This window comes from Nitrosomonas sp., from assembly GCF_040240425.1.
Classification (GTDB): Bacteria; Pseudomonadota; Gammaproteobacteria; order Burkholderiales; family Nitrosomonadaceae; genus Nitrosomonas.
Genome location: NZ_QPHG01000010.1, coordinates 52,320 through 75,858, shown reverse-complemented (window position 1 = coordinate 75,858; position 23,539 = coordinate 52,320). Strand labels below are relative to the sequence as shown.

General features: G+C 44.6%; 23 protein-coding genes and 1 tRNA gene. 9 read left to right on the top strand and 15 right to left on the bottom strand.

Annotation, left to right across the window (positions count from 1 at the left end):
* Nucleotides 1–2: 2 nt before the first annotated feature.
* The 6 genes from DU481_RS05635 to DU481_RS05610 are packed head-to-tail and all read right to left on the bottom strand — an operon-like array spanning nt 3 to nt 7,550.
* Nucleotides 3–2,852, bottom strand: coding sequence for a zincin-like metallopeptidase domain-containing protein (locus tag DU481_RS05635; protein ID WP_350133265.1), 2,850 nt, complete (start codon nt 2,850–2,852; stop codon nt 3–5).
* Entirely contained in the window at nt 2,839–3,057 is a 219-nt protein-coding gene (locus tag DU481_RS05630) for a conjugal transfer protein TraD (protein WP_350133264.1), read from the bottom strand. Before DU481_RS05630 ends, DU481_RS05635 begins: the two co-directional genes overlap by 14 nt.
* Before the next feature lie 24 nt (nt 3,058–3,081).
* The gene (gene traF, locus DU481_RS05625; RefSeq protein ID WP_350133263.1) at nt 3,082–3,621 is read right to left on the bottom strand and encodes a conjugative transfer signal peptidase TraF; all 540 of its coding nucleotides are present in this window, start codon (nt 3,619–3,621) and stop codon (nt 3,082–3,084) included.
* A 30-nt stretch (nt 3,622–3,651) separates the two neighbouring features.
* Nucleotides 3,652–5,496 carry a type IV secretory system conjugative DNA transfer family protein gene (locus tag DU481_RS05620; RefSeq protein ID WP_350133262.1) on the bottom strand — a complete coding sequence of 615 codons (1,845 nt, stop codon included), beginning with the start codon at nt 5,494–5,496 and terminating at the stop codon, nt 3,652–3,654.
* Nucleotides 5,496–7,121, bottom strand: a complete 1,626-nt coding sequence (gene traI, locus DU481_RS05615) for a TraI/MobA(P) family conjugative relaxase (RefSeq protein WP_350133261.1) — start codon at nt 7,119–7,121, stop codon at nt 5,496–5,498. The genes DU481_RS05620 and traI overlap by 1 nt, the downstream gene beginning before the upstream one ends.
* A 60-nt stretch (nt 7,122–7,181) precedes the next feature.
* Nucleotides 7,182–7,550 (bottom strand): plasmid mobilization protein, encoded by a 369-nt coding sequence (locus DU481_RS05610; protein ID WP_107803115.1) that lies wholly within the window; start codon nt 7,548–7,550, stop codon nt 7,182–7,184.
* Nucleotides 7,551–7,893: 343 nt separating this feature from the next.
* Between DU481_RS05610 and DU481_RS05605 the strand changes: the two genes are divergently transcribed.
* The 5 genes from DU481_RS05605 to DU481_RS05585 are packed head-to-tail and all read left to right on the top strand — an operon-like array spanning nt 7,894 to nt 10,627.
* The gene (locus DU481_RS05605; RefSeq protein ID WP_107803114.1) at nt 7,894–8,217 is read left to right on the top strand and encodes a TraK family protein; all 324 of its coding nucleotides are present in this window, start codon (nt 7,894–7,896) and stop codon (nt 8,215–8,217) included.
* A complete protein-coding gene (locus DU481_RS05600) occupies nt 8,217–8,948 on the top strand; it encodes a nucleotide-binding protein (RefSeq protein WP_350133260.1) in 732 nt (243 codons plus the stop codon). Before DU481_RS05605 ends, DU481_RS05600 begins: the two co-directional genes overlap by 1 nt.
* On the top strand, nt 8,945–9,373 hold the full coding sequence (gene traM / locus DU481_RS05595) for a conjugal transfer transcriptional regulator TraM (protein WP_350133259.1): 429 nt from the start codon (nt 8,945–8,947) through the stop codon (nt 9,371–9,373). The genes DU481_RS05600 and traM overlap by 4 nt, the downstream gene beginning before the upstream one ends.
* 31 nt (nt 9,374–9,404) lie before the next feature.
* Entirely contained in the window at nt 9,405–9,734 is a 330-nt protein-coding gene (locus DU481_RS05590) for a helix-turn-helix domain-containing protein (RefSeq protein ID WP_090322377.1), read from the top strand.
* Nucleotides 9,644–10,627, top strand: a complete 984-nt coding sequence (locus tag DU481_RS05585; protein ID WP_350133277.1) for a tyrosine-type recombinase/integrase — start codon at nt 9,644–9,646, stop codon at nt 10,625–10,627. The genes DU481_RS05590 and DU481_RS05585 overlap by 91 nt, the downstream gene beginning before the upstream one ends.
* A gap of 34 nt (nt 10,628–10,661) precedes the next feature.
* On the opposite strand, the gene DU481_RS05580 is transcribed toward DU481_RS05585, so the two are convergent.
* The 8 genes from DU481_RS05580 to DU481_RS05545 form a co-directional block, all read right to left on the bottom strand.
* A tRNA-Thr gene (locus DU481_RS05580) sits at nt 10,662–10,737 on the bottom strand.
* A gap of 33 nt (nt 10,738–10,770) precedes the next feature.
* Nucleotides 10,771–11,196 carry a ClpXP protease specificity-enhancing factor gene (locus DU481_RS05575; protein ID WP_350133258.1) on the bottom strand — a complete coding sequence of 142 codons (426 nt, stop codon included), beginning with the start codon at nt 11,194–11,196 and terminating at the stop codon, nt 10,771–10,773.
* Nucleotides 11,193–11,792, bottom strand: a complete 600-nt coding sequence (locus DU481_RS05570) for a glutathione S-transferase N-terminal domain-containing protein (protein WP_350133257.1) — start codon at nt 11,790–11,792, stop codon at nt 11,193–11,195. The genes DU481_RS05575 and DU481_RS05570 overlap by 4 nt, the downstream gene beginning before the upstream one ends.
* Nucleotides 11,793–11,840: 48 nt before the next feature.
* Entirely contained in the window at nt 11,841–12,563 is a 723-nt protein-coding gene (locus DU481_RS05565) for a cytochrome c1 (RefSeq protein WP_350133256.1), read from the bottom strand.
* A gap of 4 nt (nt 12,564–12,567) precedes the next feature.
* Nucleotides 12,568–13,815, bottom strand: a complete 1,248-nt coding sequence (locus DU481_RS05560; RefSeq protein WP_350133255.1) for a cytochrome b — start codon at nt 13,813–13,815, stop codon at nt 12,568–12,570.
* Nucleotides 13,816–14,424: a ubiquinol-cytochrome c reductase iron-sulfur subunit gene (gene petA / locus DU481_RS05555; protein WP_350133254.1), complete on the bottom strand. Its 609-nt coding sequence runs from the start codon at nt 14,422–14,424 to the stop codon at nt 13,816–13,818. It lies immediately after the preceding gene.
* A gap of 221 nt (nt 14,425–14,645) precedes the next feature.
* Nucleotides 14,646–17,378 (bottom strand): preprotein translocase subunit SecA, encoded by a 2,733-nt coding sequence (gene secA, locus DU481_RS05550; RefSeq protein ID WP_350133253.1) that lies wholly within the window; start codon nt 17,376–17,378, stop codon nt 14,646–14,648.
* Nucleotides 17,379–17,476: 98 nt separating this feature from the next.
* Nucleotides 17,477–18,394 carry a M23 family metallopeptidase gene (locus DU481_RS05545; RefSeq protein ID WP_350133252.1) on the bottom strand — a complete coding sequence of 306 codons (918 nt, stop codon included), beginning with the start codon at nt 18,392–18,394 and terminating at the stop codon, nt 17,477–17,479.
* Nucleotides 18,395–18,427: 33 nt separating this feature from the next.
* Between DU481_RS05545 and DU481_RS05540 the strand changes: the two genes are divergently transcribed.
* From DU481_RS05540 to aroE, 4 genes are all read left to right on the top strand, one after another.
* A complete protein-coding gene (locus DU481_RS05540; protein WP_350133251.1) occupies nt 18,428–18,892 on the top strand; it encodes a DciA family protein in 465 nt (154 codons plus the stop codon).
* A gap of 360 nt (nt 18,893–19,252) precedes the next feature.
* Nucleotides 19,253–21,109: a ribonuclease catalytic domain-containing protein gene (locus DU481_RS05535; protein ID WP_350133250.1), complete on the top strand. Its 1,857-nt coding sequence runs from the start codon at nt 19,253–19,255 to the stop codon at nt 21,107–21,109.
* A 195-nt stretch (nt 21,110–21,304) separates the two neighbouring features.
* On the top strand, nt 21,305–22,135 hold the full coding sequence (locus tag DU481_RS05530; protein ID WP_502889917.1) for an energy transducer TonB: 831 nt from the start codon (nt 21,305–21,307) through the stop codon (nt 22,133–22,135).
* 38 nt (nt 22,136–22,173) lie between these two features.
* Entirely contained in the window at nt 22,174–22,992 is an 819-nt protein-coding gene (gene aroE, locus DU481_RS05525; RefSeq protein ID WP_350133248.1) for a shikimate dehydrogenase, read from the top strand.
* Between the two features lie 102 nt (nt 22,993–23,094).
* Here the strand turns inward: aroE and DU481_RS05520 are convergent, their stop codons facing one another.
* Nucleotides 23,095–23,334 carry a rhamnogalacturonan endolyase family protein gene (locus DU481_RS05520; RefSeq protein ID WP_350133247.1) on the bottom strand — a complete coding sequence of 80 codons (240 nt, stop codon included), beginning with the start codon at nt 23,332–23,334 and terminating at the stop codon, nt 23,095–23,097.
* Nucleotides 23,335–23,539 lie beyond the last annotated feature (205 nt).

Sequence of the window (23,539 nt, the reverse complement as noted above, 5' to 3'; positions counted from 1 at the left end):
TATTACCTGACCAATGCCCGTTTTTGCTTGATTTCCTGCTGCTTAGGTTCAATAGGGACTTGTAACTTCAATAAGCTGTTCTGTTTAGCCTGCTGCGATACTTTTTCAACAACCGATCCAACTTGTCGTTTAACTGCCTCAATACCAAGTGAGCTTTTATTGGCCAGATCATTAAAATCATTTAATTTCTTTGAGTCCTTCTCATTAGGAGCAAAAACCGGAAATACCGCCACACCATCAACTAAACTTGCTGCTTCAAGCGCTTTTTCCTTGCCGGGGTTTTTACCAAGGGTGGATTCCAGGTGATGATCATCGTCTCCGGCAATAATGATGGTCTTATGCGGATACTTTTCATGCAAATCCTGCGCGACTTTGGGTAAGTTACCCGAATCAAATGCGGCCATGACAGGATAATTCAGTGCTTGAGATAACGTGTCTGCGGTGGCATAACCTTCAGCAATCACAATGACAGGTGTTGCGTCCAGTGCTACTAATCCTTGATTCTTACCACCAACTACATGAAAGTTATTCTCTTTCCTACTACCCGCTGCAAAAAGCTTTGTACCACTCGCCTGTATCGTTTGCACACTCCAGATTTGTCCATGAATATCTTGTGCGCTCAGCAACAAATCACCTGCTGTCAGTACAATGCTGTCAGGGTGTTCTTCGCGCAGCAATTTGACTTCCTGCCAGTTCTGACCAATTTTGATGCTTGAATCATGGGGTAAATCATCCGCATTCTGCGGCACGATTCTCAGATCGCCTGGTCGGGCATGCTTGTCTTTCAGATAAGGATGCTCGGAATCGGCAGCAGGTGCAATAGCCAGCAAGTTTTGAATTGCATTAGCAACCTTAATTTGTTTCGCATGTTGTTCGGCTTTTCTGTTTTGCTGCTTGATAGCGACCTGGGCGATCAATTCTGCTTTTTGCTCATCCGTTAACGAATACCCCTTGGCCTTCCAGCGCGTCTCGATACCGGTTCGATTGTTCTTGAAATATCCGGCAGGATGACCATCCAGATGCGCCACATAAAAACCTGATTTCTCACCCGATTTATCACCTTCGGCTTTAATTCTGTGTTTGCTGCCATCCATCACCGGATGATTGCCATCAACCCGGCAACCTTGTACGCGCAGCAAGTCAGCAAATTCACTCACAGAATCGATAGCCGGTTCCAGCTGATTGGAAACATTCTTCGGTAGCCAACGCTGCAATGTTTGAATATCTGCTTCTGGCCCTACATACCAGGCACGGGCCTTGTTATCCCAGCAAGCTCCGGCAGCTTTTGCCAAGTCTTTTTCCGTATAAGGAACAATCAAATATTGACGAGCATTGTCATCGTTTTGCTCGGTCTTGGCTCGTGATATCGATACTTCAGTACTAATTGGATCATTTCGAATTCTATTTTCATGGATGTTGGCAAGCTTGACGGCCTTTTCATGTTCATTTTGTTCTGCAGCGACATCAATAAGTGCGAGCAGATCCTTCAAATCTTGCGCTTCTTGTTTGGATTCACAGTCTTTCACCCATTGGAAAGTCTGATCATCACGCTGCATAGTCACACCCCAAAATTGCGGTTCACAATTCAGCGAATGGGCGGATACCACAGACTTAACACCATTTTCATTGGTTTGAATTACGTTACCCTGTGCCTGGATTTGTCCATTCCAGTTAGCCGGAATGCTAAAGCCCAGTTTGTCTTGAGCCACTTCTTCAAACTCTAGGTTATCAATGCCGCCGCCCCTCAAAAATTTGAGTGCATCTGCTACCAGCGTGATGGCATCTTGATCTTTGATGGGCATACCTTGTGTCAAGTCATTAAACCGTTTGATATTGCCGGAAACTGTAGTTGCAAGATCAGGTGAGAGATTCTGTAAATAGGCTGCGGTGTTTTGCTTGATTTGTTCCATTTTGGTTGCCTCCTGCTTATCAATTCCCTGTGCAATTTTCTGCCCAATTTCCTGTTGTTGTGAGAATACCAGTACAAAATCCTGGATTTTTTCAGCATCTGCGGCGGCACGGAATATCTCTGTGGGATCTTCCTGCAATGCTTTGATCCATGAACTCACATAAGCCACATGCTGCCCCGGATCATGACTAATTCCCAATTCACCGCTGAGCAGCATGCTGGCAATCTCGGCGCGTAATTCTTCGCGGCCGTAGCCTTCGCTACCGAATGGATGCGATAAGTCACGATTGAGCCGCAATTCATGACCGGTCCAGTGACCCAGTTCATGTAGTGCTGTTGCGTAATAGCGATCGGGTGTCGGAAACTGGTGTTTGTGGGGCAAGTGGATACTGTCTGTTGATAGTCGATAAAATGCATTGTCGGCTTCGCCATGACGGATCATGGCATTGGATGCCTGCAATATGTGTTCAGCTCGCTCCAGCGGATCCCAGTCAGGAGCTTTAATACTGAGTTCTGGCAGATTATCCACTTGTTCAGCATTAAATACGGCGGCATAGAACACTCTGGGGCGTTCAAGCATGACCTGTTCTTTAATGGGCTGGCCCTCAGTATTGAGTACAGGATTATTGTTGTCATCGGTTTTGATGCGTTCATCGGTAAATTTCCAGTATTGAACGAGCGTACTTTTTTCACCCTTGCGTACCTGTGCGCCCAGGCTTATCGCTTGCTTGTATGTTAGCCAGCGCGGATCGGCATAATCACGGCTCATCAAGTTCAGGCTATTAATGCCCCGGTAGCGCTTGCCCGTTGTTGGATTGACAGGTAATACAGCCAGCAAATCACCGGGTTCCCACGGCTTTTGCCAGGGCGCGACCCCTTTTTTAAGTTGCTCAATCAGATTCTCGGCGACTTGTTCATGAAAAGCCTTCTTAGTCTCTTTCATCTTCAACCTCCGCTGTATGATCAATTGTGCTATCCAGCGCATCTTTTTCACTCAAGGCGTCTTCCTTAAATGCGCCCAGCCGCTCAGCCTCGAAGGGATCAAATTCAGCCTGGAAGCCCGGTATTTCTGCATCGAGTAGCTTCTCCTGAATGATTTCAGTTATGTCAGGATTATCGGTTTCAGCATCAATCGGCGGTCTATTCATAACATTGTCTCCATTAAATTTTAATTAATGACTCCAGGTAAAAACTGGACGAACAACCTGTCTAATCTGATCACGCGCAATCAGTCCGAAATAACGCGCATCAAAGGATCGTGGATTCAAATCGGATAGCAGCAGATATTCAGAATCATCCAGCACAGCTTGAAGCCGGTATTGCGGCAATGGTTGGCCATCAGCATCAATCTTTAACTGGGTGCTCTTGGGTAAATGTTCGCCATTCACAAAAATCCCAGCCTGGTCGATGAAAACCGTATCTCCGGATAGAGCAAACACACGTTTCAGCAACAAACCATAACCGCCCGGACAATCCCCTGGATTGAGGTAGTGCCTATTGATAGCCATATCAAAAACCTCATTTTTCGGTGGGCAGAAAGCAACATAAACACCTTTTACAATAGGCTCATCCACAACCTGATAAAAACCCACCGGCAAACTCGGCGTGGTATTGATATAAATCCCGCTGATCTGAAAACCAATACTCAGCACAAACACGATTGCACTAATTATTAGAACAGCTATGGCAAGTATTTTGATTGTTCTCTTCATGCTATTTCCTTTAGCAGAATTTGGCGGCAATTAAAGGCTAGTTAATTTATCGCTGCCGTTTGGGGGATTCACTTGCGCCCGTGCTGCAAAGGTTTCATCCTGAAAATACAAAGGCTGCGTACCATAGATGGCCGGAAAACCGGCCACATAGATGATCATGTCGCCAGGCTTGGTGATTTTGCCCTCAGCATCTTTCATGGGGCCTAGCAGTCGCATACATTCATCCGGTGTTAATAACGCGCGCTGCGTCTCCTGTAGGGTGCGGGTGACATGTCCGTGCATCATTGATGACCTGCGGCCACTGGTGGTGATCTGCTCTTTGATGACCGTGGTTTGCCCGGTCAGTTTGGATAAGTGCTCCGCTGTTTCAAGCCGGTTGGGTGCAAACGCGGTCTGGATGTGACAATTGGAAGTAATCGCTTCATCATGCCCGTAGCCGGTTTCACGGCTTTTGAGTTGATTTAAGTCTTGACAGATTAGATAGGCTTTCATGCCGTAGCCTGCAATAAACGCGAGTGATTCCTGGAAGATTTCAAGTTTCCCTAAGCTTGGGAATTCATCGAGCATTAATAGCAGTTTGTGTTTGTAATGCGCGCTCGGTTGACCGCCTTTAAACGTGATTCTATCGGCCAGCTTTCTGATGATCATATTGATCAGAATGCGGATTAAAGGGCGCAACCGCGATTTGTCATTGGGGTGCGACACAATATACAAACTGACTGGATTCTCATGGTGCATGAGGTCGCGGATTTTAAAATCGGAATCACTGATATTGTTGGCCACGATCGGATCGCGGTACAAAGATAAATACGATTTGGCTGTCGACAACACGGAACCTGCTTCTTCTTCAGGGCGATCCAGCATGTCGCGCGCACTGGCTGCAATCACTGGATGGCTCTTACCATTCAGATAATCCTGCATGGCCATTTCCATCCACAGCTCCCTGATATCGCGATCAGGATCAGAGAGCATTGCGTCAACAGTAGATAATGTGGCGGGAGTTCCTTCTCGCTCTGACTTGTACAAAACATGCAAAATGACACCTACCAGCAATGCCTGACTGGTCTTTTGCCAGTGAGTTTGTAATCCCTTGCCATCCGGATCAACGATTAAGGTGGTCAGGTTTTGAACATCGGCCACTTCCATGCCACTGCCAATCTGGATTTCATCCAGCGGATTCCAATGTGCGCTCATTAAAGATGCCGGATCAAAACGCAGTACCTTGTTTTTGGCATGCTGCTTTCTCCAACCGGAAGTGAGTGCCCATAACTCACCTTTGAGATCAGTAATGACGGCACTCTGAGTCCAGGAAAGCAGGGTCGGTATAACCAGACTCACACCCTTACCTGAGCGAGTTGGAGCGTAGCACAACACGTGTTCCGGGCCACTGTGTTTCAGATAGTGGGTTTTGCCGGAATTATCCCGCCAGCCGCCGACATAAACGGAGTCGCTCTTGTTATTTTTGTTATTCTTGCTGGTTGCCAGTAGTCCTGCGGCTACAATGTCCTGCTTATTTGCCCATCTGGCCGAGCCATGTAACCCCTGATTGGTTCGAGATGAATTAGCCAATACCATTTTAATGACCAGAACGAGTATTAAACCAAAGCTGGAAAATAAAATGCCGAAGCCTGCCGCCAGATCGAAGATGCCCGAATACTCGCCATACCATTTATTTGCCCATAGCAGAATTGCCCAAGGTTCATAGATGTTAAAGAAATGAGCGCCTAATTGCGGCTGATAGTTGAATTGTTGCGCAAAATACTGAGTGGCGATTTGGAATCCGCCAACAAGACACGTAACAGATAATAGCCTAATGATAAGTGTGTCTTTCTTAGAATTTTTATTGTTCTGAGATAAGAAGCTGTTCTTATTCATTAAAGACTCCTTCTGAGAGTTGAGATTGTGGATCGTATCCTTTCTGCCGATTGCGCTTTGGATACTTTGCACTGTTTCATCAATTGCTGGCGGTATCGTTCAAGCCGCTTGTCATCAAATGTCACGTGCATTTGGTTTTGTGCAGCCACTTCTGCGATCTCAAAACGAAACGATTCAGTTCCATTGATCGCCAGGTGGCTACCGTACTTCTTCATGGCGACTTGCAAAATATCTATCAAGGCTTCGCGCGATGTATCCGGCAGCACGATTAACCGCTTGCCGTCATCGCGAATGGTGGTTGATCCTGCTTGATAAGTGACTGTGCCGATTTTGGTGACCGACTCCACTAAACTATCCTTGAAGCGGCCATCAGTGCTTAAACCAACATGGTTTTGCCGGGCCGATATCTGGTTGCCCTTAAATTGACCGGTTCTTCTGGATCGCAAAACAGCCAATGCTTCAGCATTACCATTTTTTGCCTCAAATGTGAGCCAATCCAGCCACCCCATCCTGGAATGACTGGTTTTAGAGTGCTGGTAGGCTTTCTGATAATCGCTTTTAATAACCTCGACTGTTGTTTTGAATTGCCGATATGCAGTTGCATACAATGCTTTTTTGGCCAATCTCCCGGCTTTGATACTTTTAATGATGTTGCGCTTGAGTTTCGCTTCTCGTTTGGCGCGGTCAATTAATTGATCTCTGCTTTGTCGCAACATGGCCCATTGAGTAGTTCGCTGTTTGGCGGAATCATTCTGCTCTTGCTGGTATCGAGCATAAAGCTCTGAAGTATCGATTCGATTCTGCAATGGTTTTGGTTGATATTGTTTGGTGTTTGAACGTGAAGGCTGTACAGAATGATCATTCTGTACAAATGCACCCAGTCGTTGAGTTAAATTCCCTTTGGATAAAGAGCGATCAATAGAGCTTGCTTTAACAGCTACACCATTGTTGGCAACCAATACAAACCCGTTGCCACGTTCCTTGATTTCAAGGCCATGTCTAGCTAGAACCTTATGTAAATCCTGCCAGTTGCCCGACTGCTTCATTTCATCCAAGCACTTACGCTTGATCCAGCTAAGCAAGCTCTCCACACCGGTTCTGGCTTCAATTTCCTGCGCTACTCTGGACGCTTTGTCGCTCACAGTTTCATGGTTAACTTTTGTTAAGCCATATTCCTGTTCGATTTGCTCACAAAGCTTCGCTACCTTTTTGTAATCATAATAAGGATTGTGGATTGTTAAGTTTTTAGGATGTATCTTGTTGATGGCGATATGCATGTGCAGGTTATTGGCATCATCGTGGACTACGCTGAACCGTTGATGACCGGTAAAACCCAAAGCATCACAGAATCGCTCTTCAATTTTATTCAGATCAGCATGTGACAGACGCTCTCCTTCCGGGAAGCTCAACACCAAATGACAAGTTTTATCTGATTTGGCGCGCTTATTCATTTCCTGTGTGTTTTGTATTTCTATCAGAGCAGCTGTCTGATCGTCTGAATAACAGTTTGATACCTTGATCTGACTGATACGTTCACTCTTGTCTTGAGGGTTGGTCAGATACTGTATCAGCGCAGAATAATTGCTTTTGCGCACTGACTTGATGGGTATGATTTTAGCGATCATCGTATTTAAGCTGCTTAAGTAAAAAATGACTATTCCGAAAGTTATTTTTAAGTCAGAGCATTACTTTTTAAGCTTGATAATTTGATTGAGCATGGCACTTTGCGCATTTCGAATACTGTCCAAGGTTAAATGCAACTGTGACTTGCCAATTAATTTTGTGCGTTTGTCGTTGATGAGCCAAAGTTTGATCAATCCACCCAATCGACCAAGATCCGCGTTGATTTTTAGCAAAGCATCCACTTGTCGGTTATCTATAACACTGGGCACTTGGTAACCCAGGCCCAGATTGCGCAGGTACTGTGCAACAGTTAATCCCGCATCCGTTGCTTTACTCTTTATTTCAGCTTCCTCGATTGGCAAAACAGGAACCCTGAGCCTTTTATCTCTTCTTTCTTTCCCGATTGTCTTTGAGCTTTTTTTGGCAATCATTTCGGTTTTCCTCGAAGAGCAAGATCGACGTTGAGCACACCGTGCGAATAAGTTGAAGTGAAGATGGCCATCCCCACATGTCTTGCCCAGTTCTGTGAATTTCAAGAAATATACTAACACTATAATCGATGTTTGCAAATAGTTTATTTTCGTTATATCATAATTTTAAACAGTATAAAAATACCTAAAAGAAGCTTTATTCAATTAAATAACAGTCACCTGGAAACAATAAGAAAGGATAAGCAATTCAAAGAAACTTAAAACAACAAAAAGAAACAGAAAGGAAAGAAAAAAACAAGAAACTGTTTGTACGCCAAGATAAATATTTTGCGGAAATTGTGTGATGACTAAATCCTTATCAGATCGAATCGCACTTTATGCGGATAAAAACAAAAGTACCGGTAAGCAATTTTTACCGGCGTTCATCGCGTTGAAGCCTGAAATTGAAGAAGCATTAAAGGATGGCTGGACGATTCGGCAGATATGGAACATTTTGCACCAGGAAGGAAAAATCAAATGCTCTTATCAATGGTTCCGAACATTGGTCAATCGTCATATTGGTGAGAACAGAAAGCAGCATCCACGCATTGATCAAGGAAAGTCAGCTGGGAATGGTCATGAAGGATTTCGTTTTAATTCTGCAACTGAAAAAGAGGAGTTGGTCTGATGGCTAAAATACATATGATTCTGCAAGGGAAGGGTGGAGTAGGCAAATCGTTCATATCATCCACGCTAGCACAACATAAGTTTGCCAAAGGCGGCAATCCATTATGCATTGATACAGATCCGGTTAATGCTACTTTTTATGGCTTTAAAAAACTCAATGTTAAGCAGATTAATGTGATGAACAATGATGAGATTGATCCGAGAAAGTTTGATGATCTGATTGAACTCATCGCCAAAGCTGAAAATGACGTCATTATTGATAATGGTGCCAGCACTTTTGTACCGATGTCACATTACCTCATCAGCAACCAGATACCCGCCTTGCTTTTAGATATGGGGCATGAATTGATTGTACATACTGTCATCACAGGCAGCCAGGCTTTACTGGATACGCTCAATGGATTCGTGCATCTGATTAAACAATTTCCCAAAGAAGTACTGTTTGTCGTCTGGTTGAATCCTTATTGGGGCGAAATCACCATGAATGGCAAGCAGTTTGAGGAAATGAAAGCTTATGTGGATAACAAAGCGCGAGTGTCAGCCATTATCCGAATCCCACACTACAAGCCTGAGACTTTCGGCAAGGATTTGAGTGAAATCCTGCAATCGAAATTTACCTTCGATGAAGCGCTGAAGAATAGTGCTTTGCCGGTGATGGTACGCCAAAGGTTAACGATTATCCGCAGGCAGCTCTTCACCAGCATTGAAAATGTGGCTGCGGTTTTAACATGAGTAATGACAAATTAGATGCACTCATTGAAAGAGTGGCATCGGAACACGGCATTGTTCTCTCACAGGATGATCCGGTATTGATGATGCATACGCTCAACGAAGTATTGCTGGAACAAAATAAAGAAGCCCATGCTGAGCTGCTAAGCAATTACCAGGCGATATTGGAAGAAAATTTTAATCGGTGGTGCGAATATTCGACCAAGAAATCCAATGCCATTATCAGTGCATCCATGAGTAACGCGCAATTAACACGAGACCAATTCCTAGAAAGCTGTATTCAGCTGATTGATGAAAGGATTAAGAGCGGTGTGGATCCGAAAACTTATGATCTAGTCAGAATTTCCAGGCAGGCGGCCATTATTAATTTACTGGCATCAACATTGATCTTGGTTTCGGTTGTAACCATATCTTTGATTTTGTTATAGCAAGATTTTCTAAAAATAAGTTGGATAGTCCATGAGAACATTAAATTTAAGTGAAGCTGCCCAATTCTTGAAGTTGCACCCTGAAGAAGTGCGTCGTCGCGCTAAAGCGGGAATTATTCCGGGTGCAAAATTAGGTAAACGGTGGGCATTTATTGAAGATGATCTTGCTGACCACATTCGCTCGTTATATGCTTGCACTCGGCAAGCGTTGCAAGTGGGACATGAGGAGAAGCAATTATGTCACTCTGTAAACGTGGTAAGACGTGGTGGATTAGTTTCACCACACCAAGCGGCGAGCGAGTTAGATGCTCTGCTGCAACTGAAGATAAAACCCAGGCGCAAGAATTCCACGATAAGTTAAAAGCGGAATCCTGGCGGGTTGCAAGACTGGGGGATAAGCCAAAGCGAACTTGGGATGAAGCGGCTTATAAATGGCTGATGGAGACACAACATAAGGCTTCACATAAACAGGACATGAAGCAAGTTGCGTGGTTTCAACAGTTTTTTAGAGGCCAATTACTTTCTGAATTAACTCGGGAAGTGATTGCTGAAGCGGGCGAAATAAAATGCAAAGAAACTTCACCTTCAACAGCTAATCGTTATTTAGCAACTATCAGGGCCATTCTACGAAGAGCGGCTTTAGATTGGGAATGGATTGAGAAAGCACCCTTTATCCGGCTATATAAGGAACCCAAACGGCGAATTCGCTGGATAGCACCTGAGCAAGTACAAATATTACTAAATGAATTACCCGAGCATTTGGTTGATTTGGTAAAGTTTTCACTTTCAACTGGATTGCGCAAACGCAATGTTACTGAATTGGAATGGTCGCAGGTTGATTTGCAACGAAATGTTGCATGGATTCATGCAGATCAAGCCAAAGCAAGAAAAAGCATTCATATTTCCCTGAATGCAACGGCCATGGAAGTTCTGAGAAAGCAGGTTGGCAAGCATCCGTTAAGAGTGTTTACTTATCAAGGAAAACCAATTATTCAGGTCAATACCAGGGCATGGCGAAAGGCATTAAGAAGAGCAGGGATAGAGGACTTTCGCTGGCATGATTTGCGCCATACTTGGGCCAGCTGGTTAACTCAGAAGGGTGTACCGCTAAATGTAATTCAAGAAATGGGAGCTTGGGAGTCAACTGAGATGGTGAAACGTTATGCTCATTTGGCCCCCGAACAATTCAGAAAGCACGCAATGGTTGTAGATGAAATTCTGAATGACACAATTTTGACACAAGTGGAAAATTAGAAGATTATAAAATCAATATAACTCATTGATTTTATGGTGCCGACACCAAGAATCGAACTCGGGACCTTCTGATTACAAATCAGCTGCTCTACCATCTGAGCTATGCCGGCAAATTGATTAGAACAAATTAAATTTAGAGAAAATTACTTGATAATACGAAGTTTTGGTTTTCCAGAGGCTTGGGGGTGAGCAGCTATTGAATCTTGAACCGCACCATCCCTTGATTGTTCATTGGTGATTTCACCTTTAATCTCTTCGTCTTCCTTTGGAAATGCTATGCCTTGATTGACTTCCTTAGCGAAAATTCCTTTAATTGCATCTAATGGGATATCGAGCTTTCTTGATATTCCATTGAACCGAGCATCAAAACTAAGTGATTCATTATTCATAATCAGTCCATGAACTGCATTTGCACTAATATTAAAAACTATTTCGCCATTTTTAATGTATTCCATAGGCACATCCAACTCTGGATAAGCCTTTACCGATACAAAAGGCGTAAAACCGCTATCAATGCACCATTCATAGATTGAACGAATTAAATATGGTTTCGTTGAATTATTACTCATTTTCGCATTACTTTCTCTGACGCCGATAATGCATCTATGAATAATGGACGACTGAACAATCTTTCCGAATATTTCAATAAGGGTGCTGCTTGTTTAGGGAGACGAATTCCATAATGCTCCAGACGCCAGAGCAATGGTGCAATGGCAACATCAAGCATTGAAAATTCATCTCCTAACATGAATTTTTGCTTATCAAAAATTGGCGATATCATCGCAAGATTATCAGCAATGACTGCTCGCGCTTTGTCAATAACCTTTTGGTCTGTGCCATCAAATGCATCTATGTGACAAAATAATTCCTGCTCAAAACGAAACAGCAACAACCGGGCTCGTGCACGCATTACTGGATCTGCAGGCATTAACTGCGGATGTGGAAAGCGATCGTCAATATATTCATTAATAATATTTGACTCATACAACACCAGATCGCGTTCCACAAGTACCGGAGCTTTGCCATAGGGACTCATCACCGCTATATCTTCTGATTTATTATTTGGATCAACGTCTATTACTTGAAAATCCATATCTTTTTCGTGCAACACAATCCTGCAACGATGACTATATGGGCAAGTAATTGTTGAATATAGCGTCATCATAACTTCTAATCTTTGACTTAGTTACCTGTATATCCAGCAAATTTGATATTAATGAATATCTTTCCAATATTCTTTCTTGAGCGCATACGATAAAACTAGCATGCCTAACAAAAAGATCATTACTTCAATCCCTAATTGTTTTCTCGCATTAGCATGCGGTTCGCCCAGATAAACTAGATAGTTTACCAAATCACCAACGAATTTATCATATTCGGTTGCACTCAATTGTCCCGCTTTTTCGAGTGTCAGGCTTTTTTGCTCGCCTTTATCTGATGTTTTAATCACCAATCTTTGCTCACCTTGCAGTTCATACAATACATGCGGCATCGCAACACGATCAAATACTAGATTGTTCCAGCCAGTATGAGTCGTATCATCACGATAGAACGCGCGCAGGTAAGTGTATAACCAATCCGCACCACGTGCGCGAGCTATGACCGACAAATCCGGTGGTGCCACACCAAACCACTCTTCACCTTCTTTTTTCCGCATGGCTGATTGCATCAGATCACCGACTTTCTGACCTGTCAACACCAGCTTGCTAAGAATTTCTTCATTTGTATAACCAATATCGCGATGCCGGTTATAGCGCATATAACTTGCGCCATGACAGGTCAAACAGTAATTCACAAAGCTTTCTGCTCCACGTTTCAACGAAGCATTGTCAGTTGTATCAATCGGAGCTCTATCCAATGGCATGCCGGATTCACCAGCAAGCACGCCAAACGGAGCCATGCACAAGATTAATAAAGCAATCGTTATTTTCTTCATTTTTCTACTCTTTTAGTCTTTTTGGTTCAGGCTTTGTTTTATCTATCTTGCTATACCATGGCATTAAAATAAAGAATGCAAAATAAATGACTGTAAAGATTTGTGCCAGCAATGTGTATAGAGGTGTTGGAGATTTTGTTCCCAACCAGCCCAGTACAAAAAAGCTAATCACGAAAAGTGTCAATGCTATTTTGAAATAAAGACCTTTATAACGTATCGATTTGACCGGACTTCTATCCAGCCATGGCAAGAAACAGAAAACCACTACAGAGCCTGCCATCAGAATAACACCCCAAAGCTTAGCATCAATGCCTAGAAAGTTGACTGTTACAGCTCGTAACATCGAGTAGTAAGGGGTAAAGTACCAGACCGGTGCAATATGATCCGGCGTTTGTAATGTATTTGCTGGGATAAAATTGTTATATTCTAGGAAGTATCCACCCATTTCCGGGGCGAAGAAGATGATTCCACAGAACACAATCAGAAATACTACGACACCAACAATATCCTTAACCGAATAATAAGGATGGAATGGAATACCATCCACGGGAATACCAGTTTCTGGATTTTTGTTTTCTTTAATCTCTATACCATCCGGATTATTAGATCCCGTTTCATGCAGTGCTAAAATGTGCACAAAAACCAACACCAGCAATACCAATGGTAATGTCACAACATGATAGGCAAAGAAGCGGTTCAGGGCAGCATCGGAGAGCGTAAAATCTCCCAACAGCCATTGTTGCAATGTTTCCCCGACACTCGGAATTGCTCCAAACATACTGACAATTACTTGCGCTCCCCAATAAGACATTTGCCCCCATGGAAGAATATATCCGGTAAAGGCCAAGCTCATCAGTACAAAAAATATAACCATCCCGACCAACCAGAGCAGCTCTCTCGGCTTACGGTATGATCCATACATCATTCCACGGAACATATGAAGGTAAACCACGACAAAAAACATCGATGCGCCCGTTGAGTGCATGTAACGGATTAACCAACCATAGTCCACATCACGCATGATATATTCAACCGATGCAAAAGCTTGACTGGCATCCGGCTTATAATTCATGGTAAGAAAAATTCCCGTCAGCAACTGATTGACCAGAACCAACAAGGCTAATGAACCAAAGAAGTACCAGAAATTAAAGTTCTTCGGTGCATAATATTCGGATAAGTGTGCTTTCCAGTTTGACGACAACGGAAAACGTTTATCGACCCAGGCAAGCATTGAATTAAATATATTACTCATTTACGCAGATCCCTCGCTTTCAGATCCAATCAAAAGCCGACTATCGCTCAAATATGCATGAGGAGGAACAACCATATTAGTTGGAGCCGGCACACTTTTATATACGCGCCCTGCCAAATCAAATTTTGAACCGTGACATGGACAGAAGAAACCACCCAACCAATCGGGCCCCAAATCTGCCGGCGCCACATCCTTCCTGAATACAGGCGAGCAACCTAAGTGAGTACAAATACCCTCAGCAACTAAAATCTCAGGTTTTATTGAACGTGTGCGATTTTTTGCATAATCCGGTTGCTGTTTCTTATCCGAGTTCGGGTCAGCAAGCTGGCCTTCAACTTTAACCAGACTTTCCAGCATATCTGGCGTACGATTTAAAATCCAAACGACTTTTCCGCGCCATTCAACCATCAATAGCATCCCTGGCTCAAGCTTGGATATATCAACTTCTACAGGCGCTCCAGCTGCTTTAGCCCGTTCGCTAGGCATCATGCTCAATAAAAAAGGCGTTGCAATCGCAGCGCCAGCAATTCCACCTGCTACTGAGGTTGCAGCCACAAGGAACTTTCTCCTGCCGCTCATCTCTTCATTAATGCTGAAACTATCCGCCATGTTAAATCATTCCATCAGTAATAATATTGTAAGATTATCAATACAACAAAGGAAAAACCTCTTCCAATCCCTATTAGATTTATTTGTTAAATTACGTTACCCAAACTACAAAAGCGCGCAGTATACCACAATCGTTTTAAGGATTATAGCAATCCTGGAAGTATTTCTATTTGCGATAAATCCACTCAACTCACTTACAATAAGATACTGTTTATTATGATTTACTTTATTTTTCCATGACATTGCTTATATTTCTTACCTGAACCGCAGGGACAAGGTTGATTGCGACCCACTTTGTCATTCTGACGCACAAAGGGCTGAGTTTTATCATCCTCGGTTTTTATATATCCATTATCTTCCGCTAACGCTTCCTCATAAGCTTCATGATGAAGTTGTATATTTTCCGGTGACCGCAAAGTGTCTGTCACGGCTTCTACTTGCTGTTCATTCTTGATTTGTACCGTCAACAGTATTTTGGTAACTTCTCGTTTAACTTCTTCGAGCATAGTCGTAAAAAGTTCAAACGCCTCCCGCTTATATTCCTGTTTGGGATTCTTTTGCGCATAACCGCGCAAGTGTATGCCTTGGCGCAAATGATCCAATCCCGCCAAATGTTCCCGCCAATGCGAATCGAGAATTTGCAACATCACCACACGCTCATAGTGATGCATAATGTCCGCGCCGACTTGTGCAACTTTAGTCTGATAATGGTCGCTCGCGAGATCAATAATGCGCTGAAATAAATTTTCTTCATGCAGGCCGGATTCTTCTTCAAGCCACTCACGTACCGAAAAATGCAACTGATACTCCGCTGCCAGCGCTTTCTCCAGCCCCGCAACATCCCACTGCTCCTCGACACTTTGCGGGGGAATATAGAGATTGAACAAGTCTCCCAAAACACTCTCGCGTATTGCAGTTATCGTTTCCGAGATATCCTGTTCCGCTTCCAATAACTCATTGCGCTGCTGATAAATGACATGCCGCTGATCATTCGCAACATCATCGTATTCCAGCAACTGCTTACGCATATCGAAGTTTCTTGCTTCCACCTTGCGCTGCGCGTTCTCAATGGCGCGGGTAACCCACGGATGCTCAATAGCTTCGCCTTCCGGCATTTTAAGACGCGTCATGATACTGGCTACGCGATCCGAGGCAAAAATACGTAACAAAGAATCTTCAAGAGAGAGGAAAAAACGGCTGGAACCCGGATCTCCCTGTCTGCCCGAACGTCCGCGCAATTGGTTATCCACCCGCCGGGATTCATGCCGCTCCGTACCGATAATATGTAAACCGCCTTTCTTCAGTACCTCTTCATGCGTCAGCTTCCATTTCTCTTGTACTTCTTGAATACGTTTTTCTTTTTCTTCGTCACTTAATTTTTCATCATGCCGTATCTGTTTTATCTCAGGTTCCGGATTTCCACCCAACACAATATCTGTCCCGCGCCCCGCCATATTGGTCGCTATCGTAATCATTTTAGGCCGGCCTGCTTGTGCGACAATACTTGCCTCACTGGCATGCTGTTTAGCATTCAAAACTTGGTGCGGAAGTTTGTCGCGATCCAGCAACCTGGACAATAATTCGTTATTTTCAATAGAGGTCGTACCAACCAACACTGGCTGACCACTTTCATAACATTCTCTAATTTCACGAACAATCGCTTCATTTTTCTCTTTCATCGTACGGAATACCTGATCCATACGATCTTCCCGGATCATCGGCCTATGCGTTGGAATAATGACTGTCTCCAATCCATAGATCTGCTGAAACTCAGCCGCTTCCGTATCAGCTGTACCGGTCATGCCCGACAATTTTTGGTACATGCGGAAGTAATTTTGAAAGGTAATAGAAGCAAGTGTCTGATTTTCTTTCTGAATAGCGACACCTTCTTTCGCCTCCACCGCCTGATGCAAACCATCGGACCAACGGCGGCCGGACATCAAGCGCCCGGTGAATTCATCCACGATCACTACTTCATCGTCTTGCACGACATAGTGCTGATCCAGAAAATACAAATTATGCGCACGCAGGCCTGCAATGAGGTGATGCACCAAATTGATATTAGCCGGATCATAAAGGCTCGATCCCGGTTTGAGCAATCCAGCTGATTCCAGCAACTGCTCCGCATGTTCAAAACCAACTTCGCTCAGCGTGACCTGATGAGACTTTTCATCCACACTATAGTCACCCTGACTTTCCTCCGTTTCCTGCCGGACAAGTTTTGGCACCAATGCGTTAATGCGAACATAGATCTCGGTATCACCTTCCGCCTGACCCGAAATAATGAGCGGCGTGCGTGCTTCATCAATTAAAATCGAGTCCACTTCGTCCACAATTGCGAAATTAAGCACGCGCTGCGCACGCTCATTCGCATGCGCCACCATATTGTCGCGCAAATAATCAAAGCCATACTCGTTATTGGTACCGTAAGTGATATCAGCCGCATAAGCAGCTTGTTTATCTTCATGCGGCATCTGCGAATAAATAACACCGACATTCATTCCAAGAAACCGGTAGATCTTACCCATCCACTCAGCATCGCGCTTTGCTAGGTAGTCATTCACAGTAACAACGTGCACACCCTTGCCTGACAATGCATTTAAGTAGGCCGGCAATGTTGCCATGAGCGTCTTTCCCTCACCGGTGCGCATCTCGGCAATTTTACCGCCGTGTAAAACCATGCCACCGATAAGCTGCACATCAAAATGACGCATCCCCAAAACCCGCTTGCCAGTCTCACGAACCACAGCAAAAGCTTCGGGTAGCAGTGCATCCAATGTTTCGCCATTTTGAATACGTTGTTTGAACTCGTCTGTCTTGCCACGTAAGTCGGTATCTGACAACTCTGCAATAGCCGATTCCAGTTCATTGATAGATCGCACAGTCTGGGTATACTGCTTGATCATCCGGTCATTGCGGCTGCCAAAAATTTTCTTAAGTAGATTGCCTAGCATAAGTCTCTAAATATTCCGTATAAACACATTGTTTAAAAAAACAAAGGGTGAGCATATTTCTCACCCTGCAAAAATCTTGAAGAAATCAGTGCTCCCATTTAACCCGGCTTTTTCAAAAATTTGGCTGGATTCTGCGGTTTATCTTTATGCCGGATTTCAAAATGCAAATGCGGCCCCGTAGAACGGCCGGTATTGCCAACTTCAGCGATTTTCTGCCCCTGCAATACAACCTCTCCGAGATTCACCAGACGCTTCGATGCATGCGCATACCGCGTAACCAAATCATCACCATGGTCAATTTCGACCATATTACCATACTCAGGATGCTGATCAGAATAGATCACCACACCGCCCGCAGCGGCCTTGATGGGCGCACCCACTTCCGCAGTAAAATCCACCCCCTCATGAAACGCTCGCTTTCCAGTAAACGGATCGATCCGGTATCCGTAACCGGAAGAATACCAATCGGTCTCAACTGGCATCTCGGAAGGCAACACAAACTTTGTGATCCGGTCATGCCGCAGCAAGGAATCCAATGCGCCCAGCTTATCCGTCCTTTCATCCAGCATATTCGATAATTCCTGCAACTTCAGGCTGAATTCAGAGAATGACAGCTCTTCAGCAGACAGATCATTCCTCGCACCACCCTGACCTGGCATTTGATTAAATGCGAAATCCCCTGACTCGATTCCTGAAGATTCCGCCAGACGCTCACCCAAAGCATCCAAGCGGAGTAATTGCGCCTGCATTTGACCCAATTTACTCGCCATGACATTCAAGTTATCTTGCAGATGCGTTTGAATCTTCTGATGCCGCTCTTCTTGCGGATTAACCAGTACGGCTCTCAGAAGAGGCGTATCGATTCGATCGGCGTAGCGCAATGAAATAAAATTCAAGCTCAGCGCCACTGTCACAATGATGAGTAACAAAACGCTTATTAATAATACAATATGGATTTTGGTTAACGCCAGCTTACGCGCTCGTTCCGAATTATTTGAAATAAAGATAATATTCATATTTTGTTTTCATTGGATATCGATTAAATACCCATGGCCTCTCATAAAGTTAACGCTTACTTTAACCTGCTTGGCAAAACACCTGAATACGCGAGCCTGTTCACAGCGGCTCAAAAACTGCATGAAGATCAATCCACATTTTCCAAGCTAATTCCAGCCCAATTGGCACAGCATTGTAACCTTGGCCGGATCGCGGACGGCAGACTGACCATAGTGGCCGAGAATGGCGCAATCGCTGCAAAACTTAAGCAAATCTCTCCATCATTGTTGCTCAAGCTGCAGAAATTAGAGTGGCAAGTTACTGCAATTCAAATTTTGGTGCAAGCGGATTACGCTGCCAAAAATACAAAACCATCGGCAAGACATGGATACAGCAAGAAAAAATTAAAATTAAGCTCAAGCGGAAAAGCGTGCTTAAATCAATTAGCCGCAACGCTACCGGATTCCGAATTGAAAAACACCATTCAGTCGTTCGTTAAAAAACACCAGAACGATTAAATCTCTTTTCCATTTCAACAATATGCGCTGCCACGATCTACGGGAAACTTTCTGATTCAATTCCAGTCTTCCTCATGCCGGCACAAAGCAATTGCTTGATCAGGCAATCAGTAACTTCCCGGATAACTAGCAACTGGCTCGGTATCCTGAGAAATACCGGCACCATTCCCGGCAATCAATGTCTACTGTTTTTTTATTCAACCGATGTCTCGTATATAATGCAAAACGCTAAGCTGTTTTTCACATCACAAAAGAAGTCTTTTAATATCGTTTAAGTCTTTAATTTTATGATGACAACCCATTCCTCCCGATACAATAACTGAGCTCCGATTATTCAATCGACCCTGCAAAAACAATCTCATGAATGTTTTCTATGAAGAAGCTGGAATCTTTAAGATAGGCACTATTTTGGCTGACAATACAACGTCGCTGCAAATAGAGGCTGTGCATGGCAAACGATCGAAAATCAAAGCCTCAGCCGTGCTGTTCAGGTTTGATAAACCGCCTTTAACCGAATTCATGGGTCATGTACAAAAAATAACCGATGAATTAGATCCGGATTTTCTTTGGGAATGCTGCGCGCAAGATACCGAATTTACCGGCGATACGCTTGCCGCCGATTACTTTGGCCATTCTCCGAGTCCGGTTGAATCGGCCGCGACCTTGCTACTGCTGCAAAATGCGCCGATGTATTTCTATAAAAAAGGACATGGCCGCTACAAAGCCGCACCACCGGATGCACTAAAGGCCGCGCTCGCCGGCCAGGAAAAAAAGCGCCTGCAAGCCGCGCAACAAGCACGCTATGTTGAGCAGTTAAATCAATTCATCCTGCCCGAAGAATTCCAACCGCGCATCTCCGGTTTGCTCTATAAACCCGATAAAAACTCACTGGAATGGAAAGCCCTCGAGGTCGTCTGCGCGGAAAAAAAACTCACTGCCGTAAAATTGCTGGAAAAATGCGGCGCTATTCCGTCTTCTCACGATTACCATTTCAATCAATTCATCTGGGAATATTTTCCAGAAGGCACCGGTTTCGGTGAACTGGAATCACAGTCCGTTGATGATGCTCCGCTGGATTTAGCGGTAGCGGATGTTGCGGCATTTAGTATTGACGATGCCTCAACGACAGAAATTGACGATGCATTTTCCGTAACCCCACTGTCCTTGGGAAGCTTCCGCATCGGCATTCATATTGCAGCACCGGCACTGGGAATAACTCCAGAATCAACGCTCGATAAAACCGCCTCATCCAGACTTTCCACGGTGTACTTGCCAGGAAAAAAAATCACCATGCTGCCGGATACGGTGATCAATCATTTTACGCTGGCTGAAAGCAAATTGTGCCCAGTCCTGTCTTTGTATCTGGATGTATCGGATGATTTCACCGTCACGGCTACTGAAAGCCGACTTGAAAAAATCAACATTGTCGCAAACCTGCGCAACAATGCGCTGGAGCAGCATTTCAACGAAACCGCATTAAACAAAGGCGATTTCACGCATACCTTCAGCAAAGAATTGAGTCTCTTGTGGAAATTTGCCTGCAAAATGGAAAATCAGCGTGGCAAAACCAATGACAGCAATAACGATAAAGTCGATTACAGCTTTGAAATCAACGCCGATCATGTCACGATCAGCGAGCGCAGGCGTGGCTCTCCGATCGATAAGGTGGTATCCGAACTGATGATTTATGTGAATACGGAGTGGGGCAGACAACTCACCGATGCCGGTATCATCGGTATTTTTCGCAGCCAAGCCAATGGCAAAGTGAAAATGGGCATCTCTCCCGCACCTCACCAAGGATTGGGTGTTTCCCAATACGCCTGGAGCAGCTCTCCGATGCGGCGATATGTCGACCTGATCAATCAAAGGCAACTCATCGCCATGCTGCGCAATGAAGCGCCACCCTACCACAAGGACAGCAACAGCCTTTTAATCGCCATGCGCGACTTTGAAACAGCCTACGGAATTTATGGCGAATTCCAGCGCGCCATGGAACGTTACTGGTGCCTGCGCTGGTTATTGCAGGAAAAGATTCAAACCGTGAACGCTCAGGTTATCAAAGAAAATTTGGTAAAACTGGATCATATTCCATTCGTTGCCCGAGTTCCTTCGTTGCCTGAGTTAGCACCGGGTGCTTATGTCAAACTTAAACTATCCGAGATCGATTTGCTGGAACGCAACTTGCATGCGGAATTTTTGCAAAAACTGGATGCATAGAGACCTATCTTCCATAAATCTGCATGAATCATGTGACAAGCCCATTGTTGTTGCCTAAAATAATGCAATCATCTGTAGTGTATAGACTTAACTTCAAGGTTTAACCCTTAGGCTGTGACCATTCAAACTCTCGCAACTTCACCCTTAGCGCTGGCTGGTTATCAGTACTTACAGAGCCATCGTCTAGTTGCCGCGATGATTGCCTCCCTGTTGTTACATGCCATTGTATTCTTTGGTGTGACTTTCCAGTTTCCGCAACCGAAATTCGACAAAATTGCTTCATCCTTGGAAGTGGTGCTGGTTAACAACAAAACACAGACAAAACCGAAAGAATCCCAATTACTGGCGCAAGATAATCTGGATGGCGGAGGCAACACGGAAGAGGACCGCCGGGCAAAAACGCCATTCCCGGTACTGCCAAGAAACAAACCGGTTGTTGCTGAGAATGTAGCACAGCAAAAAGTAAAACAACTGGAACAAGAAGCCAAGAAGCTGATGGCCGCTGTCAGCGAAACACCGCAGATCGAACTACCCAAGGAACACAAGAACGAACTGGAAAGCAAATCGGTCGCGGTCGACTCGACCGATTTACTGCTGCGCAGTCTGGATATTGCCCGCCTGAGAGCACAGATCGATCAAGACCATGACAGTTATCAGAAGCGCCCCAAACGCAAATTTGTCGGTGCACGTACTAAAGAATTCCGGTTTGCCCGCTACGTCGAAGACTGGCGCATCAAAGTCGAACGTATCGGCAACCTGAACTACCCGGAAGCCGCCAGAAAAGAAAAGCTCTACGGCAACCTGCAGCTGACCGTCGGTATCCGCGCCGATGGCAGTCTGGAATCGATTGAAATCAATCGCTCATCCGGAGAAAAAATTCTCGACGAAGCAGCTGTCAATATCGTCAAACTCGCCGGACAAAACGGATTCGCGCCCTTTCCACCGGATATCAGTCAGGACACGGATATTTTGCACATCACCCGCACTTGGGTTTTCGCAGCTTCCGATATGTTGCTAAGCCAATAATTTTTGAGTTTTAGAAAATCCAATAAGAGATACCAGCCATGCTCGATTCTTATGCCGTAATCGGCAATCCTGTTTCACATAGCAAATCACCGTTAATCCACACCGCTTTTGCGCAACAAACGAGCCAGGCCATGCAGTATGTTGCCTTGCTGGCGCCGCTGGATGGCTTTCAGGCAACCGTGCAAGACTTCCGCCAACGAGACGGGAAAGGATTGAATGTCACTGTGCCTTTCAAGCTGGAAGCCTATCAGTTGACAACCCGTTTAACCGAACGGGCAAGCATCGCACAGGCCGTCAATACGCTTAAACTTGAAAACGGTGAGATACTCGGCGACAACACCGATGGCATCGGATTAGTGCGCGACATCGAATGCAATCTGGGAATTGCCATCGCAGGAAAACGCGTACTGCTCATGGGTGCGGGCGGTGCAGCGCAAGGGGTAATCCTGCCGCTCCTGCAACAGCAGCCCGCCTTGTTGGCGATCGCCAACCGTACCCCTGAAAAAGCAGCAGCGCTAAAGAAACAGTTCAGCACTTATGGCAACATTGCAGCAGGTGATTTTATGTTTTTCACCGATGAGCATTTTGACATCATCATCAATGCTACTTCCGCCAGCCTGCACAATACTTTGCCTGAATTACCTGCTAGTATTTTTGCGCAGGCGGCTCTTGCCTACGACATGATGTACCAGCATGAACCCACTCCTTTTCTCAAATTCGCCCAGCAACATGGCGCGCAACAGATAGCCGATGGAATTGGTATGCTGGTCGAACAAGCTGCCGAATCTTTCTTTATATGGCGTAACGTCAGACCGCAAACAAAACCAGTGATCGCAAAATTAAAATCACTGGTTTGATTTGGTCTGATCCGGAGGGAACTCAATAACAAGAGAATGTGTTGATTACATTCACAGCCACATCAAGCTAGCCAGAAACATAATCAACCACTGTAATGTCTACTAATAAACGACCAACGCTTCATTACTTGCAGTTGATATATTACCTACCGCATCGAAAGCCTTCACAGTGTAGCTATAAATAGACCCAGTAGCATTTCCAAGTGAATCAGAATAACTCGTTGAAGTGCTAGCTCCAATCTTAGTACCGTTCCGGTATATGTTATACCCTGCAACAGCAACATTATCCGACGATGCTTTCCAGGATAGCGTAACCGAGGCGGAAGAAGTAGTTCTTGTCATGGATAAGCAGGAATCAAACAAAGAATAAGTGACATTTCTTGTTAGCTGGCGACAAGAAGTGTCAGCGCCGCATCGTAGAAATACAAAAATGTGGAACGGCCCCGGCTAGTTATCCAATATTTTGTTGGTACTGACATAGTCCGGACGGTTATACTTCCCGGTCATTAAATTGCAAACTATCCGGCGTATAAACTGGCTGGATTTA